Raw genomic sequence first — 26079 nt, 5'->3', positions numbered from 1 at the left:
GAAACTGAGCGAGTGGGCAGGATTGTGTTCAGCAATTGGCACCGTTTTGGCGACTGCGCTTGCAACCGCGCGCAAAGTGCCGAGTAGTTCACGGGCCCGTGCAAACGGCCCGCGTTTCGCGCAACTACGTCACACCCGGGATGCGGCCCTGGTGCAACAGAAGGGTGGGATCAGCCTTCGCACTGCGCGCCGCTGGCGCGCGTGAGTGCTGCGCCCTTGAGCAGGCCCAGCGCCCCGTCGGCCTGCGCCAGCACCAGCTGGTCGCCCTGCAGCCGCAGCTGCATCTGCGTGCGCGCGCCGGGCAGCGAATGCAGCGTGTCGCCCTGGATGCGGCCGTCGTATTCGCGCACGCGCTGCCCGCGCGTCATCGTGGCCGTGAACTCCTGGTACTTCTGCTGCACCGCGAACTGCATGCCCTGCAGCATGCCGGCGCCGCACCACAGGCCGTGCACCTGGGCCGGCACGGTCCACATCTGCACCTTGCTGGTCTTCTCCAGGCCGACCTTCTTGTCGGGCACGGGCAGCACGGTGGCCTGGTCGGGCTTCCAGTCGCCCATGTCCCAGTCGTGCGAGACGATGCGCGTGCCGGGCTTGAGCGCCAGCAGGCGCGGGCGCAGCGCCAGGTTCACGTCGGGCAGCAGGTACATGGTGATGACGCTGGCGCCCGACAGGTCGGTCTTGAAGATGTCCTCCACGCGGAATTGCACACGCTCTGCCACGCCGGCGATGCGTGCGTTCTCCTGGCTCTGGCGCACGAGGTCGGGCACGATCTCCACGCCCAGGCCGCTGGCACCGAAGCGCTGCGCGGCCACGATCACGATGCGGCCGTCGCCCGAGCCCAGGTCGATCACATGGTCCTGCGGGCCGACCTGCGCGATGCGCAGCATCTCCAGCGTGACGTTGTCGGGCGAGGTGACGAAGGGCACCTCCTCGAGCGCACGGGCCGGCGTGGCCAGCGCGGCGAGCCAGGCCGCGCAGGCCAGGGCGGTACGGGAGCGGAGCAGGGCGTTCAAGCGGTCAGACCTTTGTAGAGCATGTAGGCGGCAAGCCCGTACAGCACGCTGGCGAACATGCGCTTGAGCATGGCCACGGGCAGCGCATGCGCCGCGCGGGCGCCGAACGGCGCCGTGAAGAAGCTGGCCAGCGCGACCACCGCCAGCGCCGGCAGCCAGACGTAGCCCAGCGCGCCGGGCGGCAGGTCGGCCACACCCTGGCCGGCCACCACGTAGCCCGCCACGTTGGCCACGGCGATCGGAAAGCCCAGCGCCGCGCTGGTGGCCACCGCGTTGTGGATGGCCACGTTGCACCAGGTCATGAAGGGCACGCTGATGAAGCCGCCACCTGCGCCCACCAGGCCCGACAGGAAGCCGATGGCGCCACCGGCCGCCAGACGGCCGGGCGTGCCCGGCAACTGGCGCGTGGGCTTGGGCTTCTTGTCCAGGAACATCTGCGTGGCCGAGAAGCCCACGAAGAGGCCGAAGAAGATCGCCAGCCAGGAGCCCTTGAGCAGCGCGAACACGCCCAGGCTGGCCACCAAACTGCCCAGCACGATGCCGGGCGCCAGCGTCTTGACGATGTCCCAGCGCACGGCGCCGCGCTTGTGGTGGGCACGCACGCTGGCGACCGCGGTGAACATGATGGTGGCCATCGACGTGGCGATCGCCATCTTCACGGCCAGGTCGGCCTGCACGCCCTGCTTGGACAGCAGGAAGGTCAGGAACGGCACCATCAACATGCCGCCGCCGATGCCGAGCAGGCCGGCGAGGAAGCCACTGCCCACGCCCAGCAGCACGAGCTCGATCACCAGCACAAGCGACATGGAAGGGACGCGGGAGGGGAGGGGAAAAAGGTGTCTGCAAGTGCCACCGGGCCGCAGCCTGAACCGGGGGTTCAGGTGGGCGAGGTCAGCCTGAAGTTGGGATCATCTGACGCGAGACGTTCACGCTCCTCAGGAAATGTTCCAAGCCCGTGCTCAGATGAGCATTGGTTCAAGGACATAAAAGCCCGGCGTGCACCGCAGACGCTTTCATTCTAGGACGAATGCGCGCACTCGGCTGCGCAAAGAGCGTACGGTCTGCGGTGTTGAGGCTTTACAAAAGCCTGCCGTCGTCGCCCAGCGCCGCGTCGAGCTGGGCGAGGATGGCCGACAGCTGCGCATCGGCGGGCAACGACGCGGCCGGCGCGGCACTGGCCACCGGCGGCTCGGTCTGGTCGAACGCCAGATTCAGCGCGGCCAGCACGGCGATGCGGTCGCGCGCGCGGATCTTGCCGGCATCGCGGATCGCGCACATGGCGCTGTCCACGCGGTGCACGGCATCGAGCATGCGCTGCTCGCCGCCATCGGGGCAGCCGAGCAGGTAGCTCTGGCCCAGGATCTTGACTTCGAGTTGTTTCATGGCGCTTCGATGTCCTTGCGGTAGGCCGGTGCCGGCGCCACGCTGGTGGACTCGGGCAGGCGTTCGAGCAGGGCATCGATGCGCGCGCGGGCCGCGCCCAGGCGCGACTTGAGCGAATCGCGCTCGTGGGTGAGCAGGGCCACCTGCTCGGTCAGCAGCGCGTTGGTGCGCTGCAGTTCACGGTGGCGGACCAGCAGCCGCTCCGTGCGTTCGGCGATCTGCTGGATTTGCGTGGCTTGGTCCATGGCGGGGCGCATTGTAGGAGCCTGCCGGCCCCGGCCATCGCCACGCGTTGCGTGCACTTAGAATCCGCGCCGTTGGTGCTCGCGGCGTGGTTCACATGCCGCAGTTCAACGGGAAGCAGGAGGGTGCAGCGCCGCAACGGGCGCACCTAACCTGCGCTGCCCCCGCAACGGTAAGCGGCCGAAGCCCCCAACAGGGCTTTCCTCCATCACGACGCCACTGCGAGCCCTGCGCTCGCGGGAAGGCATTGGAGTGTGCGCCGCCAGCCCGGATACCGGCCAACGAGGTGGCTGCGCGTTGCGCAGCCTGTGTGCCCATCGCCGGCGGGGAAGCTGGCGCGGGTAGTTTTTGATCGGCTCCGTTCCATGAAGATCCCTACGTCCCACGTGCGCCTTGCCGCGCTCCCCCTGGCCCTGTCCGTCTGCTGGCCGCTTGCCGCCTCGGCACAAGGCGCGCCTGCGCTGCAGGACACCGTGGTCACTGCCACGCGCAGCGCCCAGCCGCTTGCCGACCTCGTGGGCGATGTGTCCATCCTCGACCGCACGGCCATCGAGCGCAGCGGCGCGACCGGCGTGGCCGACGTGCTGGCGCGACTGCCCGGCGTGCAGATCGCGCGCAACGGCGGCCAGGGCACCAACACCAGCGTGTTCGTGCGCGGCGCCGAATCGCGCTACACCGCCGTCTACCTGGACGGCGTGCGGCTGGACTCGCAGTCCACGGGCGGCGTGCAGTGGGAACAGATACCGCTGTCGCAGATCGACCGCATCGAGGTGCTGCGCGGCCCGGCCGCTGCCGTCTACGGCTCCGACGCGGTCGGCGGCGTGATCCAGCTGTTCACGAGGAAGGGCGAGGCCGGCAAGCCCGCGCCCTATGTGGGCGTGGGCGCCGGCAGCCACCGCACCTGGCAGCTCGAGGCGGGCATCAGCGGGCGCACCGGCACCGACAGCGCGATCGACTATTCGTTGGGCGTGAGCAAGGAGCGCAGCGATGGCTTCAATGTGCAGCCGCAGAACCTGCGCCGCGCAACCGACGGTGTACGCAATCCGGACGACGACGGCTACGCGCGCCTGTCCGGCAACGCGCGCGTGGGCCTGCAGATCAACAAGGCGCACCGGCTCGATGCCACGCTGCTGGCCAGCCAGCTGGAATCGCAGTACGACAACTTCATGACAAGCGCCTCGGCCCCGCGCGTGGACGACCGCAACCACAACCGCCTGCGCACCGCCGGCCTGACCTGGGCCGGCCAGTGGACCGAGGCGTACAGCACGCGCGTCCAGGTCACGGACTCGCATTCGCGCTACGCCACCACGCCGTCCTACTACCGCGCGGAGACCGACCTGCGCGGCTACCTCTGGCAGAACGAATACCGCATCGGCGCCCACCTGCTGAGCGCGACGCTGGAGCGGCGCGAGGACGCGCTGGTCAACGGCGGCATCGACCGCGACCGCAGCCAGAACGCGTTGGCACTGGGCTACGGCCTGAACAGCGGCCCGCACGCGCTGCAGCTGAACCTGCGCCGCGACGACGACAGCGAGTTCGGCGGCCACACCAACGGCAGCGCGGCCTACGGCTACGCCATCACGCCGGCCTGGCGCGCCACCGTCTCGGCGGGCACCTCGTTCCGCGCGCCCACGCTGTACCAGCGCTTCAGCGAGTACGGCGTCGGCAGCCTGGAGCCCGAGGAAGGCCGCAATCTGGAAGCCGGCCTGCGCTGGACGCAGGGCGCCACGAGTGCCGGCGTGGTGGTCTACCGCAACCGCGTGCGCAACATGATCGTCTTCGGCGGCGCGGGAGCTTGCGCGTCGACCTTCGGCTGCTACGAGAACGTCGGCCGCGCGCAGTACGAGGGCGTCACGCTGTCGGCCAGCCATGCCGTGGGCAATGTGCAGCTGCGCGGCTCGGTCGACTTCCAGGACCCCAAGGACCGCATCACCGACCGCCAGCTCGCGCGCCGGGCCAAGCGCTACGCGAGCTTCGGCGCCGACACGCAGGTCGCGGGATGGACACTGGGCGCCGAGTTGCAGGCCACGGGCCAGCGCTACGACAACGCGGCCAACACCAACGTGCTGGGCGGCTACACGCTGGTGAACCTGTACACCAGCACCCAGATCGCGCGCGATTTCACGCTGACCGCGCGCGTCGACAACCTCACCGACAAGCAGTACGAGACCGCGCGGCTGTACGCCAACGCCGGCCGCGCGCTGTGGGTCGGCCTCAAGTGGGCGCCGAACTGACGCAGCGCTGCCCGGCCATCCTGGTCGCCGCCCCGGCCTCGGGCCAGGGCAAGACCACGGTGGCCTGCGCCCTGGCGCGGCTGCACGCGCGCCAGGGCCGGCGCGTGCGCGCGTTCAAGTGCGGGCCGGACTTCCTCGACCCGTTCTGGCTGGCCCAGGCCAGCGGCGCGCCCGTGCACCAGCTCGATCTCTGGATGACGGGCGAGGACGATTGCCGCGCGCGGCTGCACGCGGCGGCGGCCGGGGCCGACCTCATCGTCGTCGAAGGCGTGATGGGCCTGTTCGACGGCGAGCCCAGTGCGGCCGACCTCGCACGCCGCTTCGACCTGCCCGTGCTGGCGGTGGTCGACGCCAGCGCCATGGCCGGAACCTTCGGCGCACTGGCCTTCGGGCTGCAGCACTACCAGGGCGGCCTGCGCTGGGCCGGCGTGCTGGCCAACCGCGTGGGCAGCGCGCGCCATGCCGAGATGCTGCAGGCCGGCCTGCGCGCGCCCGCGGACTGGCGGGGCGCGCTGCCGCGCGATGCGGCCCTGCGCCTGCCCGAGCGGCACCTGGGCCTGACGGTGGCCACCGAACTCGACGACGCGCCGGCCCGGCTCGATGCGGCGGCCGATGCCCTGGCCGCGACGCCGCTGGGCCGCATGGACGCGGCGGCACTGCAGCACTGGGCCGTCGACTTCGCCGCACCGGCCGTGGCCGCGCCAGTGGGGCGCCCGCTCGCCGGCCGCACCGTCGCCATCGCGCGCGACGCGGCCTTCTGCTTCGTCTACGCCGCCAACCTGGACTGCCTGCGCGCGCTCGGTGCCGAACTGTGCTTCTTCTCGCCGCTGGCCGATGCCGCGCTGCCGGCCTGCGACGCGCTCTGGCTGCCCGGCGGCTATCCCGAACTGCATGCGGCCCGCCTGTCGGCCAACGCCGGCCTGCGGGCCAGCCTGCACGCGCATGTGCAGGCCGGCAAGCCGGTCTGGGCAGAATGCGGCGGCATGATGGCGCTGTTCGACACCCTGCTGGACGCCCAAGGCCGGGCGCACGCGCTGTGGGGCCTGCTGCCCGGCCGCGTGCAGATGCAGCCGCGGCTCGCGGCCCTGGGGCCGCAGCAGCTGGCGCTGCCGGCCGGCACACTGCGCGGCCACACCTTCCACTACTCCACCTGCGAGACGCCGCTGCGGCCCGTGGCGCGCACGGCACGGCCCGGGCAGACGCCCATGCCGGACGCGGGCGAGGCGCTGCTGCAGCGGGGCAGCATCCGCGCGAGCTACTTCCACGCCTGGTTCGCGTCCAGCCCGCTGGCCGCGGCGAGCCTGTTCACATGGCCGAACTGATCCTGGGCGGCCAGAAGAGCGGCAAGTCGCGCCGCGCCGAACTGCTGGCGCGCGACTGGCTGGCCGGCGATGCCGCCCGCAGCGCCGTGCTGATCGCCACCGCGCCCGGCCACGACGACGAGATGCGCGCGCGCATCGCGCGCCACCGCGCCGACCGCGCCGCGCGCGTGCCCGGCCTGGCGACGGTGGAGGAGCCGCTGCGGCTGGCCGAGACCATCGTGGCGTTGAGCACGCCGCGCACGCTGCTCGTGGTCGACTGCCTCACGCTGTGGCTCACCAACCGGCTGATGCCGCTGGCCGGCCCGTCCTGCACGGCGCAGGCACTGGAGGCCGACCTGCAGGCGCTGGAAGAGGCCGTGCGCCGCGCCGGCGGGCCGCTGCTGCTGGTCGGCAACGAGATCGGCCTGGGCGTGGTCCCCATGGGCCGCGAGGTGCGCGCCTTCGTGGACGCGCTGGGCCTGCTGAACCAGCGCATGGCCGCCTGCTGCGCGCGCGTGACGCTGATGGCGGCCGGGCTGCCACTGGTCCTGAAGGACGGCACGGCATGAGCTTTCTTCGCCTGCTGCTGGCGCTGGCCTGCTGCTGGAGCACCCTGGCCGCGGCCTACGAGATCACCGACGAGACGGGTACGCGCGTGCGCTTCGACGCAGCGCCCGCGCGCATCGTCTCGCTGCTGCCGTCGCTGACCGAGACGGTCTGCGCGCTGGGCGCCTGCGCGCGCCTGGTCGGCGTGGACCGCTTCTCCAACTGGCCGCCGGAGGTGCGCCAGCTGCCGCAGCTGGGCGGCGGTGTGGACCCCAACATCGAGGCCGTGGTGCGCACGCGGCCCGACCTCGTGCTGGTCTCGCACAGCGGCCGCGTCGCCGAACGCCTGCGCGGCCTGGGCCTGAAGGTCGTGGTGCTGGAGCCCAAGAACCACGCCGACGTGCGCCGCGTGCTCGGCACCGTCGGCCGCCTGCTGGACCTGCCCGAGAGCGCGCCGGCCGGCGTGTGGCAGCGCATCGCGCGCGGCCTGGACGAGGTGGCGGCCACGCTGCCGGCCAACGCGCGGCGGGCGCGCGTGTACATCGAGGTCAGCCGCGGCCCGTATGCGGCCAGCGAAGGCTCCTTCATCGGCGAAACCCTGGCGCGGCTGGGCGTGGCCAACGTGGTGCCGGCCAGCCTGGGGCCGTTTCCCAAGCTCAATCCCGAATACGTGGTGCGCGCCGACCCCGACCTCATCATGCTGGCCAACCGCACCATGCAGGCCGAGATCGACTACCCGGGCTGGCGTGCCATGCGCGCCGTGCGCGAGCAGCGCATCTGCCTGTTCTCGCTGGACGATGCCGAGATCGTGGTGCGGCCGGGTCCGCGCATGGACCAGGCGGCGCGCGTGATGGCCGATTGCCTGAAGCAGAGGGCGCCGTGAACCAGCGCCGCGCCACCTGGCTGGCCCTCGCGCTGGCACTGCTGACCGCGGCCCTCGTGCTGCTGGGCGCCAGCGTGGGCAGCACCGGCTTCGATTGGCCCTGGCGCTTGCGCGACGACCCCATGGGCTGGCAGATCGTCTGGGACATCCGGCTGCCGCGCACGCTGGGCACCTGGCTGGCGGGCGCTCTGCTGGGCCTGGCCGGCGCCATCGCGCAGGGCCTGTTCCGCAATCCGCTGGCCGACCCCTACCTGCTCGGCAGCGGCTCGGGCGCGCTGCTGGGCGTGGCGGCCAGCATGGCCGCGCTGGGCGGCTCGCCGTTCGCGCTGTCGTGGATCGCGCGCATGGGCCTGGCCGGCGCGGCCTTCGTCGGTGCCGTGGCCGGCGTGCTGCTCACGCTCACGCTGGCGCAGGGCGTGCAGCACACGCTGCGCCTGCTGCTGGCCGGCGTGATCGTGGGCGTGGTGCTGAGCGCGTTCACATCGCTGCTGATGCTGCTCTCGCCCGAGATCATGCAGGCGCTGCAGGCCTTCATGCTGGGCAACACCAGCACGGTGGGATGGTCCGCCTGCGCCCTGATGGCCGCGCCGCTGGCGCTGGCCGCGCTGGTGGCCTGGGCCTTGTCGCCCACGCTGGACGCGCTGGCGCTGGGCGAGGCCACCGCCACCAGCCTGGGGCTGCCGCTGCCGGCGATGCGCATGGCACTGGTCGCCACGCTGGGCCTGGCCACGGGCGCGGCCGTGGCGCAGACCGGGCTCGTGGCCTTCGTCGGCCTGGCGGCGCCGCACCTGGCGCGCTCGCTGGTCAAGGTCACGCACGGCCGGCTGATCCTGCTGGCCGCCGGCATGGGCGGCGTGCTGCTGCTGGCGGCCGACATCCTGGCGCGCTGGCTCATCGCGCCGCAGGAGTTGCCCGTCGGCGTGCTGACGGCCGTGCTGGGCGGCACCTACCTGCTGTGGCTGATGCGCCAGCGCACACGCGCGGGCGCGGGTGGCGTGCTGTGACCCTCTCGCTCGAAGCCCGCAACCTGCATGCGTCGCAGGGCCTGGCGCAGGTGCTGCATGGCATCGACCTGCGCCTGCCGGCCGCCTGCTGGACCGCCGTGGTCGGCCCCAACGGCGCCGGCAAGTCCACGCTGCTCAAGGCGCTGGCCGGCCTGCTGCCCAGCACCGGCCAGCTGCTGCTGGATGAAAGGCCGCTGGCCGAATACAGCGGCCGCGAGCGTGGCCGCCGCATCGCCTGGCTGGGCCAGAACGAGGCCGCGGCCGACGACCTCTCGGTCTACGACGTGGTCATGCTGGGCCGGCTGCCGCACCGCGCCTGGCTGGCCGCGCCGGGCGCGGCCGACCACGCCGCCGTGGAGGACGCACTGCGCGCCACCCACGCGCTGGCCTGGGCGGCACGGCCGCTGGGCCGCCTGTCGGGTGGCGAACGCCAGCGCGTGCTGCTGGCGCGCGCGCTGGCCGTGCAGGCGCCCGTGCTGCTCATGGACGAGCCGCTGGCCAACCTCGATCCGCCGCACCAGGCCGACTGGCTGGCCATGGCGCGTGCGCTCGCGCGTGCAGGCCGCACCGTGGTCAGCGTGCTGCACGAGCTGCCGGCCGCGTTGCAGGCCGACGCGCTGGTCATCGTCGAGCGCGGCCGCATCGTGCACCACGGCGCCAGCGGCGACGCCACCACGCACCGCGCGCTCGAGACGGTGTTCGCCCAGCGCGTCGCGGTCCATTGCGTCGCCGGCCAATGGATCACCATCCCAAGATGAAGAACAACCCCCTAGGCCGCTGCGTGGCTTCCGCCTTCTGCTGCGCGAAGGAGGGCGCATCCAGCGGCCTGGCAGAACCCACCCCGCCGCTGCCCGCAGCGTGCGCGACGGGCCGCCGCGGCGGGCGTGTCGGCGTGCGGCGCGCGCCGTGATCAGCCAGGAGAACCAGCATGCAGATCGAAACCCCACCCACCACCAAGCCCTACGAGAAGCCCGAGGGCGAGCGCCGCGGCATCGTCATCGTCAACACCGGCGATGGCAAGGGCAAGAGCACGGCCGCTTTCGGCCTGGCGCTGCGCGCGCACGGCCGCGGCAAGCGCGTGAAGGTCTACCAGTTCATGAAGGTGCCCACGGCACGCTTCGGCGAGCACCGCATGTTCGAGCACCTGGGCATGCCCATCGAAGGCCTGGGCGACGGCTTCAGCTGGAAGAGCCAGGACCTGGAACGCTCCGGCCAGCTGGCGCGCGAAGGGTGGGAGAAGGCCAAGGCCAGCATCCTGTCGGGCGAGTACTTCATGGTCACGCTGGACGAGATCACCTACCCGCTGGTGTACGGCTGGCTGCCGCTGGACGATGTGCTGCAGACCCTGCGCGCGCGGCCCCGGCAGGTGCACGTGGTGCTGACCGGCCGGCGCTGCCCGCCCGAGATCATCGAGATCGCCGACACCGTGACCGAGATGGCGCTGGTCAAGCATGCGTTCAAGGCCGGCATTCCGGCGCAGCGCGGCATCGAGGATTGACTGCCGCCGCTGCGCTGTGGTTTGCGCTGCTGGTGGACCGCCTGTGGGGCGAGCCGCCGGTGGCCGTGCATCCGGTGGTGGCCATGGGCCGCTATCTGGGCTGGACCGGCAAGCGCCTGCCGAGCGCCCCCTTCGCCGCCTTCGTGGCCGGCGCGCTGGCCTGGTGCGCCGGTGCCGCGGTGGTCGGGCTGCTGGGCGCCGCGCTGCAGTGGGCGTTCGTGCGCTGGCTACCGGCCTGGGCCGTTTTCCTGGCGCTGGGCCTGGCGCTCAAGCCCCTGCTGGCCTGGCGCATGCTGCGCGAAGAGGTGGCGGCGGTCGACGCCGCCCTGGGCCACTCGCTCGAAGCGGGCCGTGCACGGCTGGCGATGCTGGTCAGCCGCGACGTCGACGGGCTGGACGCCGGCACCGTGCGCGAGAGCGCGATCGAATCGCTGGCCGAGAACCTCAACGACTCGGTGGTGGCGCCGCTCTTCTGGTTCGCACTGCTGGGCCTGCCCGGCGCCGCGGTGTTCCGCTTCGCCAACACGGCCGATGCGATGTGGGGCTACCGCGGCCTGCGCGGCGGCCGCGATTGGGAGTGGGCCGGCAAGTGGGCCGCGCGCGCCGACGATGTGCTGGGCTGGGTGCCCGCGCGCATCACGGCGTTGCTGCTGTGCCCGGTGCGTGCCCATGCCGCCCTCGCGCGGGAAGCCGGGCGAACGGCTTCGCCCAACAGCGGCTGGCCGATGGCGGCCATGGCCTTGCGTCTGGGCGTGCGGCTGCGCAAGCCGGGTGTCTATGCGCTCCACGCGCTGGCGAGGGCGCCGCAGGCGGATGACGTGGCGCGCGCGCTGCGCATTGCCGGCCGCGCCGTGTGGGCCGCGGCGGGTATCGCCGCCGTGGCCCTGCTCGTTGCCACACACTGAAGCCGAATGCCGCGCCTGCGGCCTGGCGCGTTCGCGCGCGCCCCGGCCGCGGCGCGCACCGCCTATGAATCCGTCGAGAGCACCAGCAGCGCCCGCGCGCGTGCGCGGCCGACCCGCGCGATGCGGTGTTCCAGGTGGCCCGGGAAGTGGATGCAGTCGCCGGCCTGCAGCCGTTCCGTGCGGTCCGCGAAGCTGACGTCGATGGTGCCCGCCAGCACGTAGAGCATCTCCTGGCCGCCGTGCTGGGTCTGCGTGCTGCCCGCGCTCTGGCCGGGGTAGACGACGAAGGCCTCGAACGAGCCGACCGAATGGCCGTGCAGCAGCGGCGTGAAGCGGTGCTCCATCGGCTCGTCCACGGCGAAGCGCGGCGCGGCTTCCTCGGCCCGCGTAATCTTGATGTCGGTCTTGTCCAGGGTTTCACCGGCCAGGTGGCCGATCGTGGTGCCCAGCGCGGTGGCCAGCCGCGCCAGCATGCCGATGGATGGGGTCTTGAGCCCGCGCTCCAGCCGCGAGACATGCGCCTTGTGCACGCCGGTCGCGTTCGCGAGCTCCTCCACGGTCATCTGGCGCTGCCGGCGCATGGTCTTGATGCGCGGGCCCAGGCGCGTGAAGGCGATGTCGGGGGGGCTGTCAGGGGCGGGTGAAGTGGAAGCTGTGCGCGAAACCATGGGGCCATATTGACACAGGTCAACTTGTTGATCATAGTCGGTCAACAAGTTGACCTGACCACGCAAGGAGCACGCATGCAATCCGAACAGGACCTGAAGAACGCCGTCTACCGCGACCTTCAACACAAGACCACCCGGTCGTCGCACACCCCGCTGCAGCAGCTGGTGCTGGCCTCCCGCATGCTGGCTGCGCAGGGCCACTGGGCCAACGGTCTGGCTGGCCAGATCACCGCGCGCGGCGAGGAGCCTGGCACGTACCGGACACTGAAGTTCGGCATCGGCGCGGACGAGGCCACGCCCGACAGCTTCATCCTGACCGACGACGACCTGCGCCCGCTCGACGGGCATTCGCTGCCCAACCCGGCCACGCGCTTTCACCTGTGGGTCTACCGCCACCACCCGGAGGTCAACTGCATCGTGCACACCCATCCGGCCGCCGTCAGCGCGCTGTCGATGATCGGCCAGCCGCTGGCCATCGCCTGCATGGACGCGACCCCGTTCTACGAGAACTGCGGCTACCTGGCCGATTGGCCCGGCCTGCCGATCACCAACGACGAGGGCCGCATCATCTCGGGCGCGCTGGGCAGCAACAAGTCGCTCCTGCTGGCACACCACGGCCTGCTGACGGCCGGCGCCACCGTGGCCGAGGCGGCCGTGCTGGCGATCTGGATGGAGCAGGCCGCCGCCGTGCAGCTGCGCGCTGCCGCGGCCGGAACCATCCGCCCGGTGCCGGGCCATCTGGCGCGCGAGTCGCGCGACTTCCTGTTGCGGCCCGAGATCACCGACCTGACCTTCCAGTACTTCGCGCGCCAGGCGCTGCGCAACGCACCCGACTGCCTGGCCAGCGCCTGAAGCGCTCCGTCCGCCCGCTTTCCATTGCCCTCGAAAGGTCTCCATGCAACGACGTTCCATCCTGGCCGGCGCTGCCGCCACCGCCGTGGCCGCGCCTGCCATCGCGCAGAGCCAGCCCGCCATCCGCTGGCGCATGCCGTCCAGCTTTCCGAAGTCGCTGGACACGGTCTTCGGTGGCGCCGTGGCGATCTCCAACATCGTCAAGAACCTGACCGATGGGCGCTTCACCATCACGCCGTTCGCCGCCGGCGAAATCATGCCGCCGCTGGCCGTCCTGGACGGTGTGCAGAGCCGCAGCGTGGAATGCGGCCACACGGCGGGTTTCTATTACGTCGGCAAGGAGCCAGCGCTCGCGTTCGACACCGGCGTGCCTTTCGGCATGACGCCGCGCCAGCACGCGGCCTGGATGAACCAGGGCGGAGGCCTGGCGCTCATGCGCGAGATTTACGACCGCTTCGATGCCGTGCAGATTCCGTGCGGAAACACCGGCGCGCAGATGGGCGGCTGGTTCCGCAAGGAGATCAAGCGGCCCGAGGATTTTCAGGGCCTGCGCATGCGCGTGCCCGGGCTGCTCGGCCGCGTCTATGCCAAGCTGGGCGCGACGCCGCAGCAGTTGCCGGCGTCCGACGTGTACCCCGCCCTGGAAAAGGGCATCCTGGACGCTGCGGAGTTCGTGGGGCCGTACGACGACGAGAAGCTGGGCCTGGCCCGCGTCGCGCGTTACTACTACGGGCCGGGCGTGATGGAACTCGGAGCCTCGTTGTGCTTCATCGTCAACAAGAAGGCTTGGGCCGAGCTGCCCGAGGGCTACCGCGCCGTGCTCGAGGCGGCCTGCGCACAGGCGTCGGCGGAGATGCTGGCCAAGTACGACGTGGGCAACGTGGCGGCGCTCAAGCGCATCGTGGGCGGCGGGGCCAAGCTCAGCTACTGGCCGCGGCCCGTGATGGACGCGTTGCACAAGGCCACGCGCGAGGTGTTCGAGGAGGAGGCCGCCACCAACGCGGTGTTCCGCGCGGTCTACACGCAGTGGCGCAGCTTTCTGGACGACCAGCTGACGTGGGCGTCGGTCAACGACGGCGCGGCCGAGCAGTACATGCTTGGCACGCAGCGCAAGCGCTGAGCGCGGCCCGCTGCGCGGGCAGGGCCGCCGCTATCATGGCCCGCTCCTGTCTTGCTGCGAGCTGATTCCATGGACCACATTCGTTTCGGCCGTACCGGCCTGCAGGTCTCGCGCCTGTGCCTGGGCTGCATGAGCTACGGCGCCCCCGACCAGGGCAACCATGCCTGGACCCTGCCCGAGGCCGCGAGCCGGCCCTTCCTCAAGAAGGCGCTGGACCTCGGCATCAACTTCTTCGACACCGCCAACGTCTACTCGGCCGGCACCAGCGAGGAGATCGTCGGACGTGCACTGGCCGCGTACGCGCCGCGCGACGAGGTGGTGGTCGCCACCAAGGTGCACGGCCGCATGCGGCCCGGGCCCAATGGCGCAGGCCTGTCGCGCAAGGCCATCCTGGCCGAGATCGACCACAGCCTCAAACGCCTGGGCATGGACCACGTGGACCTCTACCAGATCCACCGCTGGGACTACGGCACGCCCATCGAGGAGACCATGGAGGCGCTGCACGACGTGGTCAAGGCTGGCAAGGCGCGCTACATCGGGGCCTCGTCCATGTACGCCTGGCAGTTCGCCAAGGCCCAGGCCGTGGCCGAGCGCCATGGCTTCACGCCCTTCGTCTCCATGCAGAACTACCTGAACCTGCTGTACCGCGAAGAGCAGCGCGAAATGCTGCCCTTGTGCCGCGACCAGGGCGTGGCCGTGATTCCCTGGAGCCCCATGGCGCGTGGCCGCCTCACGCGCGACTGGGACAGTGCCAGCAGCCGGGCCGAGACCGATGCCTTCGGCCGCACGCTGTATGCCAGCACCGCCGACGCCGACCGCAAGGTGGTCGAGGCCGTGGCCGGCGTCGCGGCGGCCCGCGGCGTGCCGCGCGCCCAGGTGGCGCTGGCCTGGGTTCTGCAGCAGCCGGGCGTCACGGCGCCCATCGTCGGCGCGACGCGGGTGGAGCACCTGGACGATGCCGTGGCGGCGCTGTCGCTGAAGTTGACGCCCGAGGAACTGGCGGCGCTGGAGGCGCCCTACGTGCCGCACGCCGTGGTCGGCTTCACGTGACCGAGGCCCTGCTGGCCGCTGCGCGCGCGGCGCAGGCCAACGCGCATGCGCCGTACTCGCGCTACCGGGTCGGCGCCGCGCTGGCCACGCCGGACGGGCGCGTGTTCGCGGGCTGCAACGTCGAGAACGCGGCCTATCCAAGCGGCACCTGTGCCGAGGCCGGGGCCATCGCGGCCATGGTGGTGGCCGGCGGGCGCGCCATCGCCGAGATCCTGGTCGTGGGCGATGGGCCCGAGCCCATCACGCCATGCGGCAACTGCCGCCAGCGCATCCGCGAGTTCTCAAGTCCGGCCACGCGCGTGCACGCGGCGGGCGCGGCCGGCGTGCTGGCCAGCTTCACGTTGGACGAACTGCTGCCGGCCTCTTTCGGCCCCCAACACCTGCCATCTGCCTAGACGCTTTTTCCATGCCCCACATCGTCATCGAGTACACCCCCAACCTCGGCGACCTGCCGTTCGACGCCATGCTGGCGGCCACTACGCAGGCGCTGTCGGAGAGCCCCGAGGTCCAAGACGAAGCCGACCTCAAGGCGCGCGTGCTGCGTGCCGAGCATTTCCGCGTCGGCCTGCAGGACAGCGGCCGCGGCTACCTGCATGTGCAGCTGCGCATCCTGGCCGGCCGCACGCCGGAGGCGAAAACGGACCTGAGCCGCCGCGTGGCGGATGCGCTGCGTAGCCATCTGAACGCCTTGCCGTCGGGCCTCGAGGCCTACCTCAGCGTGGAGGTCGTCGACATGGACCGCGGCAGCTACACCAAGGTCCGCCTGGCCTGAGCTTGTCGCGCACCGTCTTCCCGTAAACTGGTTGGGCCGCGCCTACCCGCGCAGCGCCCAGGGGCCTGCCACTTACCCGTGGCCGTGCCCTGTACCAACCCAGGCACGCCACCGCGTGCGGAGACAACGATGCGCGAGCACCCAGCCCTGCGGCTGCATGTGCCGGAGCCCACTGGGCGACCTGGCTGTGCCACCGACTTTTCCTTCCTGCAGATTTCCGGCGCGGGCACCGTCCGCAAACCGCCGGTCGACACCTCCCACTTCGAAACCGCGGACCTGGCCTACGCCTTGATCGGCGTGCTCGACCGCGAGGGCCAGGCCGTCGGCCCCTGGGCGCCGGAGATCGACGGCACGCAGCTGCGCCGCGGCCTGCGCGCGATGATGAAGACGCGCATCTTCGACGCGCGCATGACGGTGGCCCAGCGCCAGCGCAAGACCTCGTTCTACATGCAGTGCCTGGGCGAGGAGGCCATCGCCGTGGCGCACGGCATGGCGCTGCGCAAGGGCGACATGTGCTTTCCCACCTACCGCCAGCAGGGCCTGCTGCTCTGCCGCGACGACGTGTCGATGGTCGAGCTGATCTGCCAGCTGCTCAGCAACGAGGCCGACCCCATGAAGGGGCGCCAACTGCCCGTGATGTATTCGTTCAAGCGGGCCGACTTCTTCAGCATCTCGGGCAACCTGGCCACGCAATACCCGCAGGCGGTGGGCTGGGCCATGGCCTCGGCCATCAAGGGCGACACGCGCATCGCCTCGGCCTGGATCGGCGACGGCGCGACGGCCGAGTCGGACTTCCACACCGCGCTGACCTTCGCCCACGTGTACCGCGCACCGGTGATCCTCAACGTGGTCAACAACCAGTGGGCGATCTCCAGCTTCCAGGCGCTCGCGGGCGGCGAGTCGACCACCTTCGCCGCGCGCGGCGTGGGCTGCGGCATCGCCTCGCTGCGCGTGGACGGCAACGACTTCCTGGCGGTCTATGCCGCCTCGCAGTGGGCGGCCGAGCGCGCGCGCAGCAACCAGGGCCCGACGCTGATCGAATGGGTCACCTACCGCGCCGGCGCGCACTCGACCTCGGACGACCCGTCCAAGTACCGGCCCGCCGACGACTGGGAGCGCTTCCCGCTGGGCGACCCGATCCTGCGGCTCAAGACCCACCTGGTCCACCTGGGCATCTGGTCCGAGCAGGAGCATGAGCAGGTGCACAAGGAACTGGAGGCCGAGGTGGCCGCCGCGCAGAAGGAGGCCGAGAGCCACGGCAGCCTGCTGGACGGCCACATCCCGAGCGCCGCGACGATCTTCGAGGATGTCTACGAGACCATGCCCGAGCACCTGCGCCGCCAGCGGCAGGAACTGGGAGTCTGAAGATGCTGACCGAAACCGAGAACCCGGCCGTGGAGACGGCAGAAGCGGCAAAGATGGCCAGCAAGCCCATGACCATGATCCAGGCCCTGCGCTCGGCGCTGGACGTGGTGATGGCGCGCGACCCCGACGTGGTCGTGTTCGGCCAGGACGTGGGCTACTTCGGCGGCGTGTTCCGCGTCACCGAAGGCCTGCAGGCCAAGTACGGCAAGACGCGCTGCTTCGACACGCCGATCAGCGAAGGCGGCATCGTCGGCGTGGCCGTGGGCATGGGGGCCTATGGCCTGCGCCCGGTGGCCGAGATCCAGTTCGCCGATTACTTCTACCCGGCCTCGGACCAACTGGTGTCCGAGGCGGCGCGGCTGCGCTACCGCTCGGCCGGCGACTTCACCTGCCCGATCACGGTGCGCATGCCCTGCGGCGGCGGCATCTACGGCGGGCAGACGCACAGCCAGAGCCCCGAGGCGCTGTTCACCCATGTCAGCGGCCTGCGCACCGTGTTGCCCAGCAACCCGTACGACGCCAAGGGCCTGCTGATCTCGGCCATCGCGTGCAACGACCCGGTCATCTTCCTGGAGCCCAAGCGGCTGTACAACGGCCCGTTCGACGGCCGCCACGACCGGCCTGTCGTGCCGTGGTCCAAGCACGCCATGGGCATGGTGCCCGAGGGCTACTACACCGTGCCGCTGGAGTCGGCCGCGGTGTTCCGGCCCGGCAACCAATTGACCGTGCTGACCTACGGCACCATGACCTGGGTGGCCGAGTGTGCCGCGCGCGAGACCGGCATCGACGCGGAGATCATCGACCTGCGTTCGATCTGGCCACTGGACCTGGACACCATCGTCGCCTCGGTCAAGAAGACCGGCCGCTGCGTGATCGTGCACGAGGCCACCAAGACCAGCGGCTTCGGCGCCGAGCTGTCGGCGCTGGTGCAGGAACACTGCTTCTACCAATTGGAGGCGCCCATCGAGCGCGTGACCGGCTGGGACACGCCGTATCCGCATGCGCAGGAGTGGGCCTATTTCCCGGGCCCCGACCGCGTCGGTGCCGCCTTCCAACGCGCGATGGAGAGCTGACATGGGCCAATACACCATCAAGATGCCCGACATCGGCGAGGGCATCGCCGAAGTGGAACTGGTCGAGTGGCGCGTCAAGCCCGGCGACCCGGTGGCGGAGGACCAGATCCTGGCCGACGTGATGACAGACAAGGCGACGGTGGAGATTCCCTCGCCCGTGGCCGGCACCGTGCTCGAACTCGGCGGACAGCCGGGCGCGCTGCTGGCGGTGGGCGCCGAACTGATCCGGCTGGAGGTCGAGGGCGCGGGCAACGTGGCGGCGAAAGCCGCGCAGCGGGCCAGCGTCGCGGCGCCGGTTGCCGCGGCGCCAGCCGTCGAGCCCGCAGCGGCCGAGCCCGCCGCTGCGGCGCCCGCGACCACCGGGCCCGCCGCCGTGGTGCCGGGCGCGCCGAGGGTGCCGGCACAACGCCCACCCGTGGCCGCCCCGGTGGCCATGCGCGCGCCGGGCGAGAAACCCGTTGCCTCGCCGGCCGTGCGCCAGCGCGCCTGGGAGCTTGGCATCGAACTGCAGTTCGTGCATGGCAGCGGCCCGGCCGGCCGCATCACGCACGAGGACCTGGACATCTACCTGGTCGCAGGCGGCCAGCCGCGCACGCCCGTTGCCGGCAGCGGCTATGCGCAGCGCCATGGCGAGGAGTCCGTCCCGCTGATCGGCCTGCGCCGCAAGATCGCGCAGAAGATGCAGGAGGCCAAGCGCCGCATCCCGCACTTCAGCTATGTGGAGGAGGTCGACGTCACCGACATCGAGGCCCTGCGCGCGCAACTGAACGAACGCTACGGGCCGGCGCGCGGCAAGCTCACCTTGCTGCCGCTGCTGGCGCGTGCGCTGGTGCTCGCGCTGCGCGACTTCCCGCAGATGAACGCCCGCTTCGACGACGACGCCGGCGTGGTCACGCGCTACCAGCCCGTGCACCTGGGCGTGGCCACGCAGACCGATGGCGGGCTGCTGGTGCCCGTGCTGCGCCATGCCGAGGCGCTGGATCCCTGGGCCTGCGCGCGCGAGATCGCCAGGCTCGCCGAGGCCGGCCGCAGCGGCAAGGCCGGGCGCGAGGAGTTGTCGGGCTCCACCATCACCATCAGCAGCCTGGGCCCGCTGGGCGGCATCGTGACCACGCCGGTGATCAACCACCCCGAGGTGGCCATCGTTGGCGTCAACCGCATCGTCGAGCGCCCGGCCTTGCGCGGCGGCGCGGTGGTGGCACGCAAGCTCATGAACCTGTCGTCGTCCTTCGACCACCGCGTGGTCGACGGCATGGACGCGGCGCAGTTCATCCAGGCCGTTCGCGCGCTGCTCGAATCGCCGGCCCTGCTGTTCGTGGAGTGAAGATGGCATCGAGAAACACGACATTGCTCGTCATCGGCGGAGGCCCCGGCGGGTATGTGGCGGCCATCCGGGCGGCGCAACTCGGCGTTGCCACCACCTTGGTCGAAGGCATGGCGCCCGGCGGCACCTGTCTGAACATCGGCTGCATTCCGTCCAAGGCGCTGATCCATGCGGCCGACGCCTACGACCGCGTGCGCAGTGCCACGCCGGGCGCGCGCAGTTCGCCGCTGGGCATCCGCGCCGAGGCGGCCAGCATCGACCTGGCGGTCACGCAGGCCTGGAAGGAAGGCGTCGTGGGCAAGCTCACGGGCGGCGTCGCCGCGCTGCTGCGCAAGGCCGGGGTGCAGGTGGTCGCAGGCTGGGCCCGCATCGTCGACGGCAAGACGGTGGACGTGGCGTTGGACGACGGCGAAACGCTGCGGCTGCAGTGCGAGCACCTGCTGCTGGCCACGGGTTCGGAGCCCATGGCGCTGCCGCAGCTGCCGTTTTCGGAACCCGGGGGCACCGTGCTCTCGTCCACCGAGGCGCTGGCGCTGACCGCCGTGCCGCGGCACCTGGTCGTGGTCGGCGCCGGCTACATCGGGCTGGAGCTGGGCATGGCCTGGCGCAAGCTGGGGGCCGAGGTCACCGTCGTCGACGTGGCCGAGCGCGTGCTGCCCGGCTACGAGGAAGACCTGGGCAAGCCGGTGCTGGCCGCGCTCAAGCGCATCGGGATCGTGCTGCACCTGGGCTGCACGGCCGAGGGCCTGACGGCGGACGGCAGCGGCCTGCGCGTGCGCAGCCGCCATGCCGACGAATTCGTGCTGCCGGCCGACAAGGTGCTGGTGGCCGCGGGCCGGCGCCCGCGCACGGCCGGCCTGCAGACGCTGCAGCTGGACATGGACGGCCGCGCCGTGAAGGTCGACGCCACGGGGCGCACTTCCATGCGCCAGGTCTGGGCGGTCGGCGACCTGACCGGCGAGCCCATGCTCGCGCACCGGGCCATGGCCCAGGGCGAGGTGGCGGCCGAGTGCATCGCCGGACACCGGCGCCGTTTCGCGCCGTTGGCGATCCCGGCCGTGTGCTTCACCGACCCGGAGGTGGTGGCCGTCGGCCAGACCCAGGCCCAGGCCGCGCAGGCCGGCACCGAGACGCTTGTCGCGCAGTTCCCGTTCGCGGCCAATAGCCGGGCGCTGACCATGGAGGGCGGCGAGGGTTTCGTGCGTGTGGTGGCGCGCCAGGACAACCACCTCGTGCTGGGCTGGCAGGCCGTGGGCCATGGCGTGTCCGAACTCGCGGCGGCCTTTTGCTATGCCATCGAGATGGGGGCGCGGCTGGAGGATGTGGGCGGCATCGTCCACGCCCATCCCACGCTGGGCGAGGCGGTGCAGGAGGCCGCGTTGCGCGCGCTGGGGCGGGCGATCCACCTGTAGCCAAGGCGCGCCCGCCGGGGCGGCCCGGCCCCGGCTCAGTCCAGCCGCTGGAACCGGGGCTGCTGCCGACCGTCGACCTCGACGCCGCCGACAAACATGGCGTGGGGCCGCACCCACCAGCCCGTGCCGTTGTAGAGCGGCCGGTAGACCACCAGCGGCTCCAAAGTCTCGCTGTGCCGTGCGACGGCGAGCACCTCGTACTCGCCGCCCTTGTAATGGCGGTAGCGGCCGGGGGTGATGGTGGGCAGGGGAGGCAGGTCGTCCATGGCGGGGCGCTGGTGGTGGGAGAGCCGCCGAGCTTGCCAGATCGTGCCTCCGCGGTGCGGCGCGTGTGACGGCGTGCCGTCGTGTGCCGAGGTCAGCGCTGGCCGGACGGCCGGGCGGACAAGCGTCCGGGTTTGCCCTATGAGTGGCAAATTCCGTGCGAATTATGGGGATGATTCGCGCCAATAATGGACGGATCATCGGGGCGTTCCGCTACAGCGCCCCCCATCCATCCACCTTCACGCGACTCCGTTCATGAAGAACCTCCGCATCGGGACCCGCCTGGGAGGCGGCTTTGCGCTCATCCTGCTCGTCATGGCGCTCATCACGGCCGTCGGCCTGTGGCGGCTGCAAACGGTGGCCAGCGCGACCAGCGACATGACCCAGCAGCCGCTGGCCATGGAACGCATGATCAGCGACTGGTACCGCTACATCTACAGCGGCGCGCGCCGCACCACGGCCATCGTCAAGAGCAGCGACCCATCGCTCGGCCAGTTCTTCGCGGCCGATGCCGCCTTCAGCACCAAGGAGTCGGCCGAGCTGCAAAAGCGCATCGAGCCGTTGCTGGACGAGCCGCAGGAAAAAGCGCTGTGGGAAGAGATCCAGAAGGCGCGCGCGGTCTACCTGTCCTCGCGCGATGCGGCGGTCAAGGCCAAGGGCGAGGGCCAGGCCGACGAGGCCGAACGCCTGCTGACCCAGGTCTTCCTGCCGGCCACCGAGAAGTACACGGCGCTGATCCAGCAGCTGCTGGACCTGCAACGCGCCAGCATCGACGCCACGGCCACCCGCATCGACGGCATCTACGGCGAGAGCCGCCTGCTGATGCTGGGCCTGGGCCTGCTGGGCCTGCTGGCCGGAGGCCTGTTCGCCTGGCGCCTGACTGCGGGCATCACGCAGCCGCTGGCCGAAGCCGTGCGCGTGGCGCGCGCCGTCGCCGCCAACGACCTCACCAGCCGCGTGACCGTGCAATCGCGCGACGAGACCGGCCAGCTGCTGCAGGCGCTGCAGGACATGAACGCGAGCCTGTCCGGCGTCGTGGCCAGGGTGCGTTCGGGCACCGACGGCATCGCCACCGCATCGAGCGAGATCGACGCGGGCAACCAGGATCTGTCCTCGCGCACCGAGGAGCAGGCCAGCTCGCTGCAGCAGACCGCGGCCTCGATGGAGCAGCTGACCAGCACCGTGCGCCAGAACGCCGACAACGCGCGCCAGGCCAACCAGCTGGCGGCGTCTGCCTCCAAGACGGCCGTGCAGGGCGGCCAGGTGGTGGCCGGGGTGGTGGGCACCATGGGCGCCATCAACGACAGCAGCCGCAAGATCGCCGACATCATCGGCGTCATCGACGGCATCGCGTTCCAGACCAACATCCTGGCGCTGAACGCCGCCGTGGAAGCCGCCCGGGCTGGTGAGCAGGGCCGCGGCTTCGCGGTCGTTGCGGGCGAGGTGCGGGCGCTGGCGCAGCGTTCGGCCGCCGCGGCCAAGGACGTGAAGCAGCTCATCGGCGATTCGGTGGCCAAGGTCGAGGAGGGCAGCGCACAGGTGGCCGAGGCCGGCCGCACCATGGATGCCATCGTGCAGAGCGTGCAGCGCGTGAGCGACCTGGTGGCCGAGATCACCGCTGCCAGCCAGGAGCAGAGCCAGGGCATCGAGCAGGTGCACCAGGCGGTCTCGCAGATGGACACGGTGACGCAGCAGAACGCTGCCCTGGTCGAGGAAGCGGCTGCCGCCACGGGCGCCTTGAAGGCCCAGGCCGGCCAGCTGGCCACCGCCGTGAGCGTGTTCCGCATCGAAACAGGGGGCGTGCTGCCGCACGGCACGCCCGCCGCGGCGCCGGCGCAGCGGCCCGTGCTGGCGGCGCCCGCCATGCTTGCCACGCCGGCCCGACCGGCCAGGCCGTCGATCGCGCCGGCCACCCGCCGCGCGGTGCCGGCCGCCAAGGCCGCAGCGGCCCCGCACAAGACTCCAACGAAGGCCGCGGCGAAGGAGCCGGCGCTGGCCGGCGCGCGCGGCGACGACGACTGGGAAAGCTTCTGAACTGCGGCGCCATTTGCACCGCGGGCCGGTTGCGCCCAAGAAAAAGCCCCGCCGGGGCGGGGCTGGATCGGTGCAGGACGGCGCTCAGGCCTTGTTCTGACGGCGACGGCGCACGCCGGCCAGGCCCACGAGGCCGGCGCCCAGCAGCGCGATCGATGCGGGTTCGGGCACCTCGACCACCAGCGGCGTGCTGGTCACCTTCACCAGGAAGTTGACGGCGTTCTCCTGACCTTCGATGGTGGTGAAGCCGATGCAGCCGTCGTCCGCGTTGGCGGCTTCGCAGACGGCGTTGGGCAGCGTCGCCAGCGCCGGCGAGGCGAAGAAGCTGAAGAAGTACTGCTCGCCACCCAGGTCGATCGACTTGTTCAGCGAGCCGTCCAGCACCCAGATGTCGTTGCAGGGGTTGCCCACGGGGCTGGCGGCCGCACAGGTGCCCGCCACGTTGGGCGTCTCGGCAAAGCGGATCTTGTAGGTGGCCGTCTGGTAGACGTAGGCGTCGCTGGTGCCCGAGGCCCGCAGGCCGAGCGTGGCAGTGATGGTGGCCCCGGTCAGCGTCGCGTAGCCGGAGTTCACGGCGTTGTTGCTGTGGGTATAGGTGTTGGCGCCTTGAGCGGCGCCGTTGGTGGTCAGCATGCCGGACTGCGGGCTGTTGCTGATGCCGATGCCGCTGCGGCCGACGCCTGCGGGACCGCTCGGACAGACGCCCCAGGTGATGGCCGAACCCGACACGGACTGGCAGCCCGCCCCGCTGGTGAAGGTGGTGTCGCCAGCGCCGGTGGCAAACGCGCTGCTGACGGTGTAGTCCCAGTTGATGGGCGCGGCGGCAGCGCTGCCGCTTGCAACGGCGATGGCCAGGCCGATGGCGCTCAGGGTGCTGAAGGGTGCGACTCGCATGGTTTTCCTTTTTGAATGCAATAAAACTGTTTCACAAATCAGTCGACCAAAGATCGACCTGTTGGAAACAGCAGCATGCGTGCCAAGAGAAGGAACACAGTTGTTTTTAACCGATGTTTTGTATGGAATTCAATCGACGTAGAACAGGTCTGCAAAGTCTGTCGACAGCAATTGGCTACGGAAAAGAAACAATAAAATCAATGGCTTGTATCGCGCACGAATGTAGAGTTCCATTGGTCCGCGGGCAGCACATGTCGTGTGTACACGTTGCGGCCTGCCATGTGGCAGTGCTCCGCGGGCGCGCGCTCAGCGCTGGGGTGCCTGCTCGATCAACTTGACCAGGGCCCACAGGGCCCGGTTCACCGGCGTGGGGATGCCCAGCGCTTCGCCGCGTCGCACGACCAGGCCGTTCAGGTGGTCGATCTCGGTCGGTTTGCCGCGCGCCAGGTCCTGCGCGGTGGACGAGCTCTGCGTGGGCATGGTCTGGGCCAGCCGATCCACCGCCTGTGCGAGATCGGCCGGCAGCACGACGCCCTCCTCAGCGGCGACGGCCAGGCATTCGGCCACCACGTCGGCCATGACCTGCGGCACCCCGGCACCCTGCACCATGCGGCCGTAGGGCAGCTGCGCGATGGCCGAGAGCGCGTTGTAGGCGCAGTTGAGCACCAGCTTGGACCACAGCGCACTGCGCGCATTGGCCGACACCTCGGTCGGCACGCCGGCCGCGCGCAGTGCCTGTGCCAGCGCTTCGCTGCGCGGCCCGGGCTCGATGACGAGTTCGCCGCGGCCGTGGTGGCGCATGTGGCCCGGGCCGGCCATTTCGGTGGCCACGTAGACCACGGCGGCGGCCACCTCGTGCGGCAGCACGGTGCGCAGGCGCTCGGCGTTGTCCACGCCGTTCTGCAGCGTGAGCACCAGCGCCTGCGCGGGCAGGTGCGCGAGCAGCTGCTGCCCGGTGCTCTCGGTGTCGGGCGACTTGACGCTGAACAGGACGAGGTCGGCGCCGGCCACGGAGGCGGGCTCGGTGCTGGCCTGCACGCGCACCTGCTCGTCGAACGCCAGCGTCTGCATGCGCAAGCCATGGGCGCGGATGGCGTCCACGTGCTGCGGCCGGCCGATCAAGGTGACGGCGTGGCCGGCCCGCGCCAGCATGCCGCCGTAGTAGCAGCCGACGGCACCTGCGCCGACGACGGCGACCTGCAGGGTGGAGGGGAGCGGTGCGGCAGTGGACATGCGGTGGGCCAAGAGAAGCTGCGAAGGAGCGCATTGTGGCGGCGCAGGGCGCGCGCCTCCCCCTGCTGTGGCCCGTACGGCGGCTGGCACGGCAACCGCTGCGCGCGCCTCTACACTGGGCCATGCCCATTGCAAGCCGTCTTCCGTTCCTGCGCCTGTGCCTGGCCGCGGCGCTGGCGTGTTCCGCCCCTGCCCACGCCCAGCAGCCTGCCCCCGGCGCCGCACCCGAGATGGCGGCCCGCCCCGCGGGGCCGCCCCAGGCCGGGGGCCGCTACGTGGTGGACCCGACCCACACCTTCGTGCTGTACGAAATGGGCCACTACGGCACCAGCACCAACCGGGGCCGCTTCGGCAGCCGCGACGGCCAGGTGGTGATCGACGCCAACGGCCAGTTGGCGCGCGTGGACGTGCACATCGACATGGCCAGCATCAACACCGGTGTGGACCTGCTCAACCGCCATGTGCAGAGCAGCGACTTCCTGAACGTGGCCGACTACCCGACCGGCCGCTACCAGGCCGAGGACGTGCGCATCGAGGACGGCCGGGTGCGCGCGCTGGCGGGCCGGCTCACGCTGCTGGGCCAGACGCACCCGGTCGAGCTGCGCGCCGTGCGCTTCAACTGCTATGTGAGCCCGCTGCACGGGCACCAGGTCTGCGGCGGCGATTTCGAGACCGAGATCCTGCGCAGCCAGTGGGGCATCAGCTGGGGCCTGCAGTTCGGCTTCGAGGACCGTGTGCGGCTGCTGGTGCAGGTCGAGGCGGTGCTGGTGCCGCCCGCGGCACCGCGCTGACGCCAGGGCGTTCCAGGTCTCGAAGGGGCCTGCCAGCGCCTGCTAGATGTCGTTTCCCAAGAGGTTGTTCACCCGAAGTAGTCGGGGAAGATGGAGGTTCTCACGCCAAACCATCAACCCAGAACAACCTCGGATGAACAGCCATAAAGTAGTCGGGGAAGATGGAGGTTCTCACGCCAAACCATCAACCCAGAACAACCTCGGATGAACAGCCATA

At 71.1% G+C, this 26079-nt stretch carries 27 protein-coding genes and 1 riboswitch; of the genes, 19 read left to right on the top strand and 8 right to left on the bottom strand.

Annotation, left to right across the window (positions count from 1 at the left end; translation table 11 throughout):
• Nucleotides 1-170 precede the first annotated feature (170 nt).
• The 4 genes from ASF44_RS11315 to ASF44_RS11300 all read right to left on the bottom strand — a co-directional run bounded on the left by ASF44_RS11315 (nt 171) and on the right by ASF44_RS11300 (nt 2641).
• The gene (locus ASF44_RS11315; protein WP_056899335.1) at nt 171-1013 is read right to left on the bottom strand and encodes a cyclopropane-fatty-acyl-phospholipid synthase family protein; all 843 of its coding nucleotides are present in this window, start codon (nt 1011-1013) and stop codon (nt 171-173) included.
• Entirely contained in the window at nt 1010-1819 is an 810-nt protein-coding gene (locus ASF44_RS11310; protein WP_056899334.1) for a sulfite exporter TauE/SafE family protein, read from the bottom strand. Before ASF44_RS11310 ends, ASF44_RS11315 begins: the two co-directional genes overlap by 4 nt.
• Before the next feature lie 271 nt (nt 1820-2090).
• Entirely contained in the window at nt 2091-2396 is a 306-nt protein-coding gene (locus tag ASF44_RS11305) for a cell division protein ZapA (RefSeq protein ID WP_056899333.1), read from the bottom strand.
• On the bottom strand, nt 2393-2641 hold the full coding sequence (locus ASF44_RS11300; protein ID WP_056899332.1) for a hypothetical protein: 249 nt from the start codon (nt 2639-2641) through the stop codon (nt 2393-2395). Before ASF44_RS11300 ends, ASF44_RS11305 begins: the two co-directional genes overlap by 4 nt.
• Nucleotides 2642-2697: 56 nt before the next feature.
• A riboswitch (cobalamin riboswitch) is annotated at nt 2698-2937 on the top strand.
• A gap of 67 nt (nt 2938-3004) precedes the next feature.
• Between ASF44_RS11300 and ASF44_RS11295 the strand changes: the two genes are divergently transcribed.
• From ASF44_RS11295 to cbiB, 8 genes are all read left to right on the top strand, one after another.
• Nucleotides 3005-4873, top strand: coding sequence for a TonB-dependent receptor domain-containing protein (locus ASF44_RS11295; protein WP_056899331.1), 1869 nt, complete (start codon nt 3005-3007; stop codon nt 4871-4873).
• Nucleotides 4858-6195 (top strand): cobyrinate a,c-diamide synthase, encoded by a 1338-nt coding sequence (locus ASF44_RS11290; protein WP_056899330.1) that lies wholly within the window; start codon nt 4858-4860, stop codon nt 6193-6195. The genes ASF44_RS11295 and ASF44_RS11290 overlap by 16 nt, the downstream gene beginning before the upstream one ends.
• Complete coding sequence (locus ASF44_RS11285) at nt 6183-6743, top strand: bifunctional adenosylcobinamide kinase/adenosylcobinamide-phosphate guanylyltransferase (RefSeq protein ID WP_056899329.1); 561 nt, start codon at nt 6183-6185, stop codon at nt 6741-6743. Before ASF44_RS11290 ends, ASF44_RS11285 begins: the two co-directional genes overlap by 13 nt.
• Complete coding sequence (locus tag ASF44_RS11280) at nt 6740-7603, top strand: ABC transporter substrate-binding protein (protein ID WP_056899328.1); 864 nt, start codon at nt 6740-6742, stop codon at nt 7601-7603. Before ASF44_RS11285 ends, ASF44_RS11280 begins: the two co-directional genes overlap by 4 nt.
• Nucleotides 7604-7623: 20 nt before the next feature.
• On the top strand, nt 7624-8607 hold the full coding sequence (locus ASF44_RS11275) for an iron ABC transporter permease (RefSeq protein ID WP_056899447.1): 984 nt from the start codon (nt 7624-7626) through the stop codon (nt 8605-8607).
• Nucleotides 8604-9365 carry an ABC transporter ATP-binding protein gene (locus ASF44_RS11270; protein WP_056899327.1) on the top strand — a complete coding sequence of 254 codons (762 nt, stop codon included), beginning with the start codon at nt 8604-8606 and terminating at the stop codon, nt 9363-9365. Before ASF44_RS11275 ends, ASF44_RS11270 begins: the two co-directional genes overlap by 4 nt.
• A 170-nt stretch (nt 9366-9535) precedes the next feature.
• A complete protein-coding gene (cobO, locus tag ASF44_RS11265; RefSeq protein WP_056899326.1) occupies nt 9536-10105 on the top strand; it encodes a cob(I)yrinic acid a,c-diamide adenosyltransferase in 570 nt (189 codons plus the stop codon).
• On the top strand, nt 10102-11010 hold the full coding sequence (cbiB, locus tag ASF44_RS11260) for an adenosylcobinamide-phosphate synthase CbiB (RefSeq protein WP_056899325.1): 909 nt from the start codon (nt 10102-10104) through the stop codon (nt 11008-11010). Before cobO ends, cbiB begins: the two co-directional genes overlap by 4 nt.
• 62 nt (nt 11011-11072) lie before the next feature.
• Here cbiB and ASF44_RS11255 read toward each other — a convergent pair whose 3' ends face one another.
• Nucleotides 11073-11678: a helix-turn-helix domain-containing protein gene (locus tag ASF44_RS11255; protein WP_056899324.1), complete on the bottom strand. Its 606-nt coding sequence runs from the start codon at nt 11676-11678 to the stop codon at nt 11073-11075.
• 75 nt (nt 11679-11753) lie between these two features.
• Between ASF44_RS11255 and ASF44_RS11250 the strand changes: the two genes are divergently transcribed.
• From ASF44_RS11250 to lpdA, 9 genes are all read left to right on the top strand, one after another.
• Complete coding sequence (locus ASF44_RS11250; protein WP_056899323.1) at nt 11754-12530, top strand: aldolase; 777 nt, start codon at nt 11754-11756, stop codon at nt 12528-12530.
• Between the two features lie 43 nt (nt 12531-12573).
• Nucleotides 12574-13650 carry a TRAP transporter substrate-binding protein gene (locus tag ASF44_RS11245; protein ID WP_056899322.1) on the top strand — a complete coding sequence of 359 codons (1077 nt, stop codon included), beginning with the start codon at nt 12574-12576 and terminating at the stop codon, nt 13648-13650.
• Between the two features lie 69 nt (nt 13651-13719).
• Nucleotides 13720-14700 (top strand): aldo/keto reductase, encoded by a 981-nt coding sequence (locus tag ASF44_RS11240; RefSeq protein WP_056899321.1) that lies wholly within the window; start codon nt 13720-13722, stop codon nt 14698-14700.
• Nucleotides 14697-15095, top strand: a complete 399-nt coding sequence (locus ASF44_RS11235; RefSeq protein ID WP_056899320.1) for a cytidine deaminase — start codon at nt 14697-14699, stop codon at nt 15093-15095. The genes ASF44_RS11240 and ASF44_RS11235 overlap by 4 nt, the downstream gene beginning before the upstream one ends.
• 11 nt (nt 15096-15106) lie before the next feature.
• Nucleotides 15107-15472 carry a 5-carboxymethyl-2-hydroxymuconate Delta-isomerase gene (locus ASF44_RS11230; protein WP_056899319.1) on the top strand — a complete coding sequence of 122 codons (366 nt, stop codon included), beginning with the start codon at nt 15107-15109 and terminating at the stop codon, nt 15470-15472.
• A 129-nt stretch (nt 15473-15601) separates the two neighbouring features.
• Complete coding sequence (locus ASF44_RS11225) at nt 15602-16837, top strand: 3-methyl-2-oxobutanoate dehydrogenase (2-methylpropanoyl-transferring) subunit alpha (protein ID WP_056899318.1); 1236 nt, start codon at nt 15602-15604, stop codon at nt 16835-16837.
• Nucleotides 16838-16839: 2 nt separating this feature from the next.
• Nucleotides 16840-17910, top strand: a complete 1071-nt coding sequence (locus ASF44_RS11220; protein WP_082524693.1) for an alpha-ketoacid dehydrogenase subunit beta — start codon at nt 16840-16842, stop codon at nt 17908-17910.
• Nucleotide 17911: 1 nt separating this feature from the next.
• The gene (locus tag ASF44_RS11215) at nt 17912-19234 is read left to right on the top strand and encodes a dihydrolipoamide acetyltransferase family protein (protein WP_056899317.1); all 1323 of its coding nucleotides are present in this window, start codon (nt 17912-17914) and stop codon (nt 19232-19234) included.
• 2 nt (nt 19235-19236) lie between these two features.
• Entirely contained in the window at nt 19237-20646 is a 1410-nt protein-coding gene (gene lpdA, locus ASF44_RS11210) for a dihydrolipoyl dehydrogenase (protein ID WP_056899316.1), read from the top strand.
• 35 nt (nt 20647-20681) lie between these two features.
• Here the strand turns inward: lpdA and ASF44_RS11205 are convergent, their stop codons facing one another.
• A complete protein-coding gene (locus tag ASF44_RS11205) occupies nt 20682-20912 on the bottom strand; it encodes a DUF1653 domain-containing protein (protein ID WP_056899315.1) in 231 nt (76 codons plus the stop codon).
• A 253-nt stretch (nt 20913-21165) separates the two neighbouring features.
• On the opposite strand from ASF44_RS11205, the gene ASF44_RS11200 reads away from it, so the two are divergent.
• Nucleotides 21166-22944 carry a methyl-accepting chemotaxis protein gene (locus ASF44_RS11200; protein ID WP_056899314.1) on the top strand — a complete coding sequence of 593 codons (1779 nt, stop codon included), beginning with the start codon at nt 21166-21168 and terminating at the stop codon, nt 22942-22944.
• 84 nt (nt 22945-23028) lie between these two features.
• Here the strand turns inward: ASF44_RS11200 and ASF44_RS11195 are convergent, their stop codons facing one another.
• The gene (locus ASF44_RS11195) at nt 23029-23838 is read right to left on the bottom strand and encodes a THxN family PEP-CTERM protein (RefSeq protein ID WP_056899313.1); all 810 of its coding nucleotides are present in this window, start codon (nt 23836-23838) and stop codon (nt 23029-23031) included.
• Nucleotides 23839-24144: 306 nt separating this feature from the next.
• Nucleotides 24145-25071 carry a ketopantoate reductase family protein gene (locus ASF44_RS11190; RefSeq protein ID WP_235579194.1) on the bottom strand — a complete coding sequence of 309 codons (927 nt, stop codon included), beginning with the start codon at nt 25069-25071 and terminating at the stop codon, nt 24145-24147.
• A gap of 122 nt (nt 25072-25193) precedes the next feature.
• Between ASF44_RS11190 and ASF44_RS11185 the strand changes: the two genes are divergently transcribed.
• Nucleotides 25194-25862 (top strand): YceI family protein, encoded by a 669-nt coding sequence (locus ASF44_RS11185; protein ID WP_056899312.1) that lies wholly within the window; start codon nt 25194-25196, stop codon nt 25860-25862.
• The last annotated feature ends 217 nt before the right edge of the window (nt 25863-26079 follow it).

It is taken from the genome of Pseudorhodoferax sp. Leaf274 (assembly GCF_001422445.1).
GTDB lineage: Bacteria > Pseudomonadota > Gammaproteobacteria > Burkholderiales > Burkholderiaceae_C > Pseudorhodoferax.
This window is presented reverse-complemented; position numbering and strand designations above follow the sequence as displayed.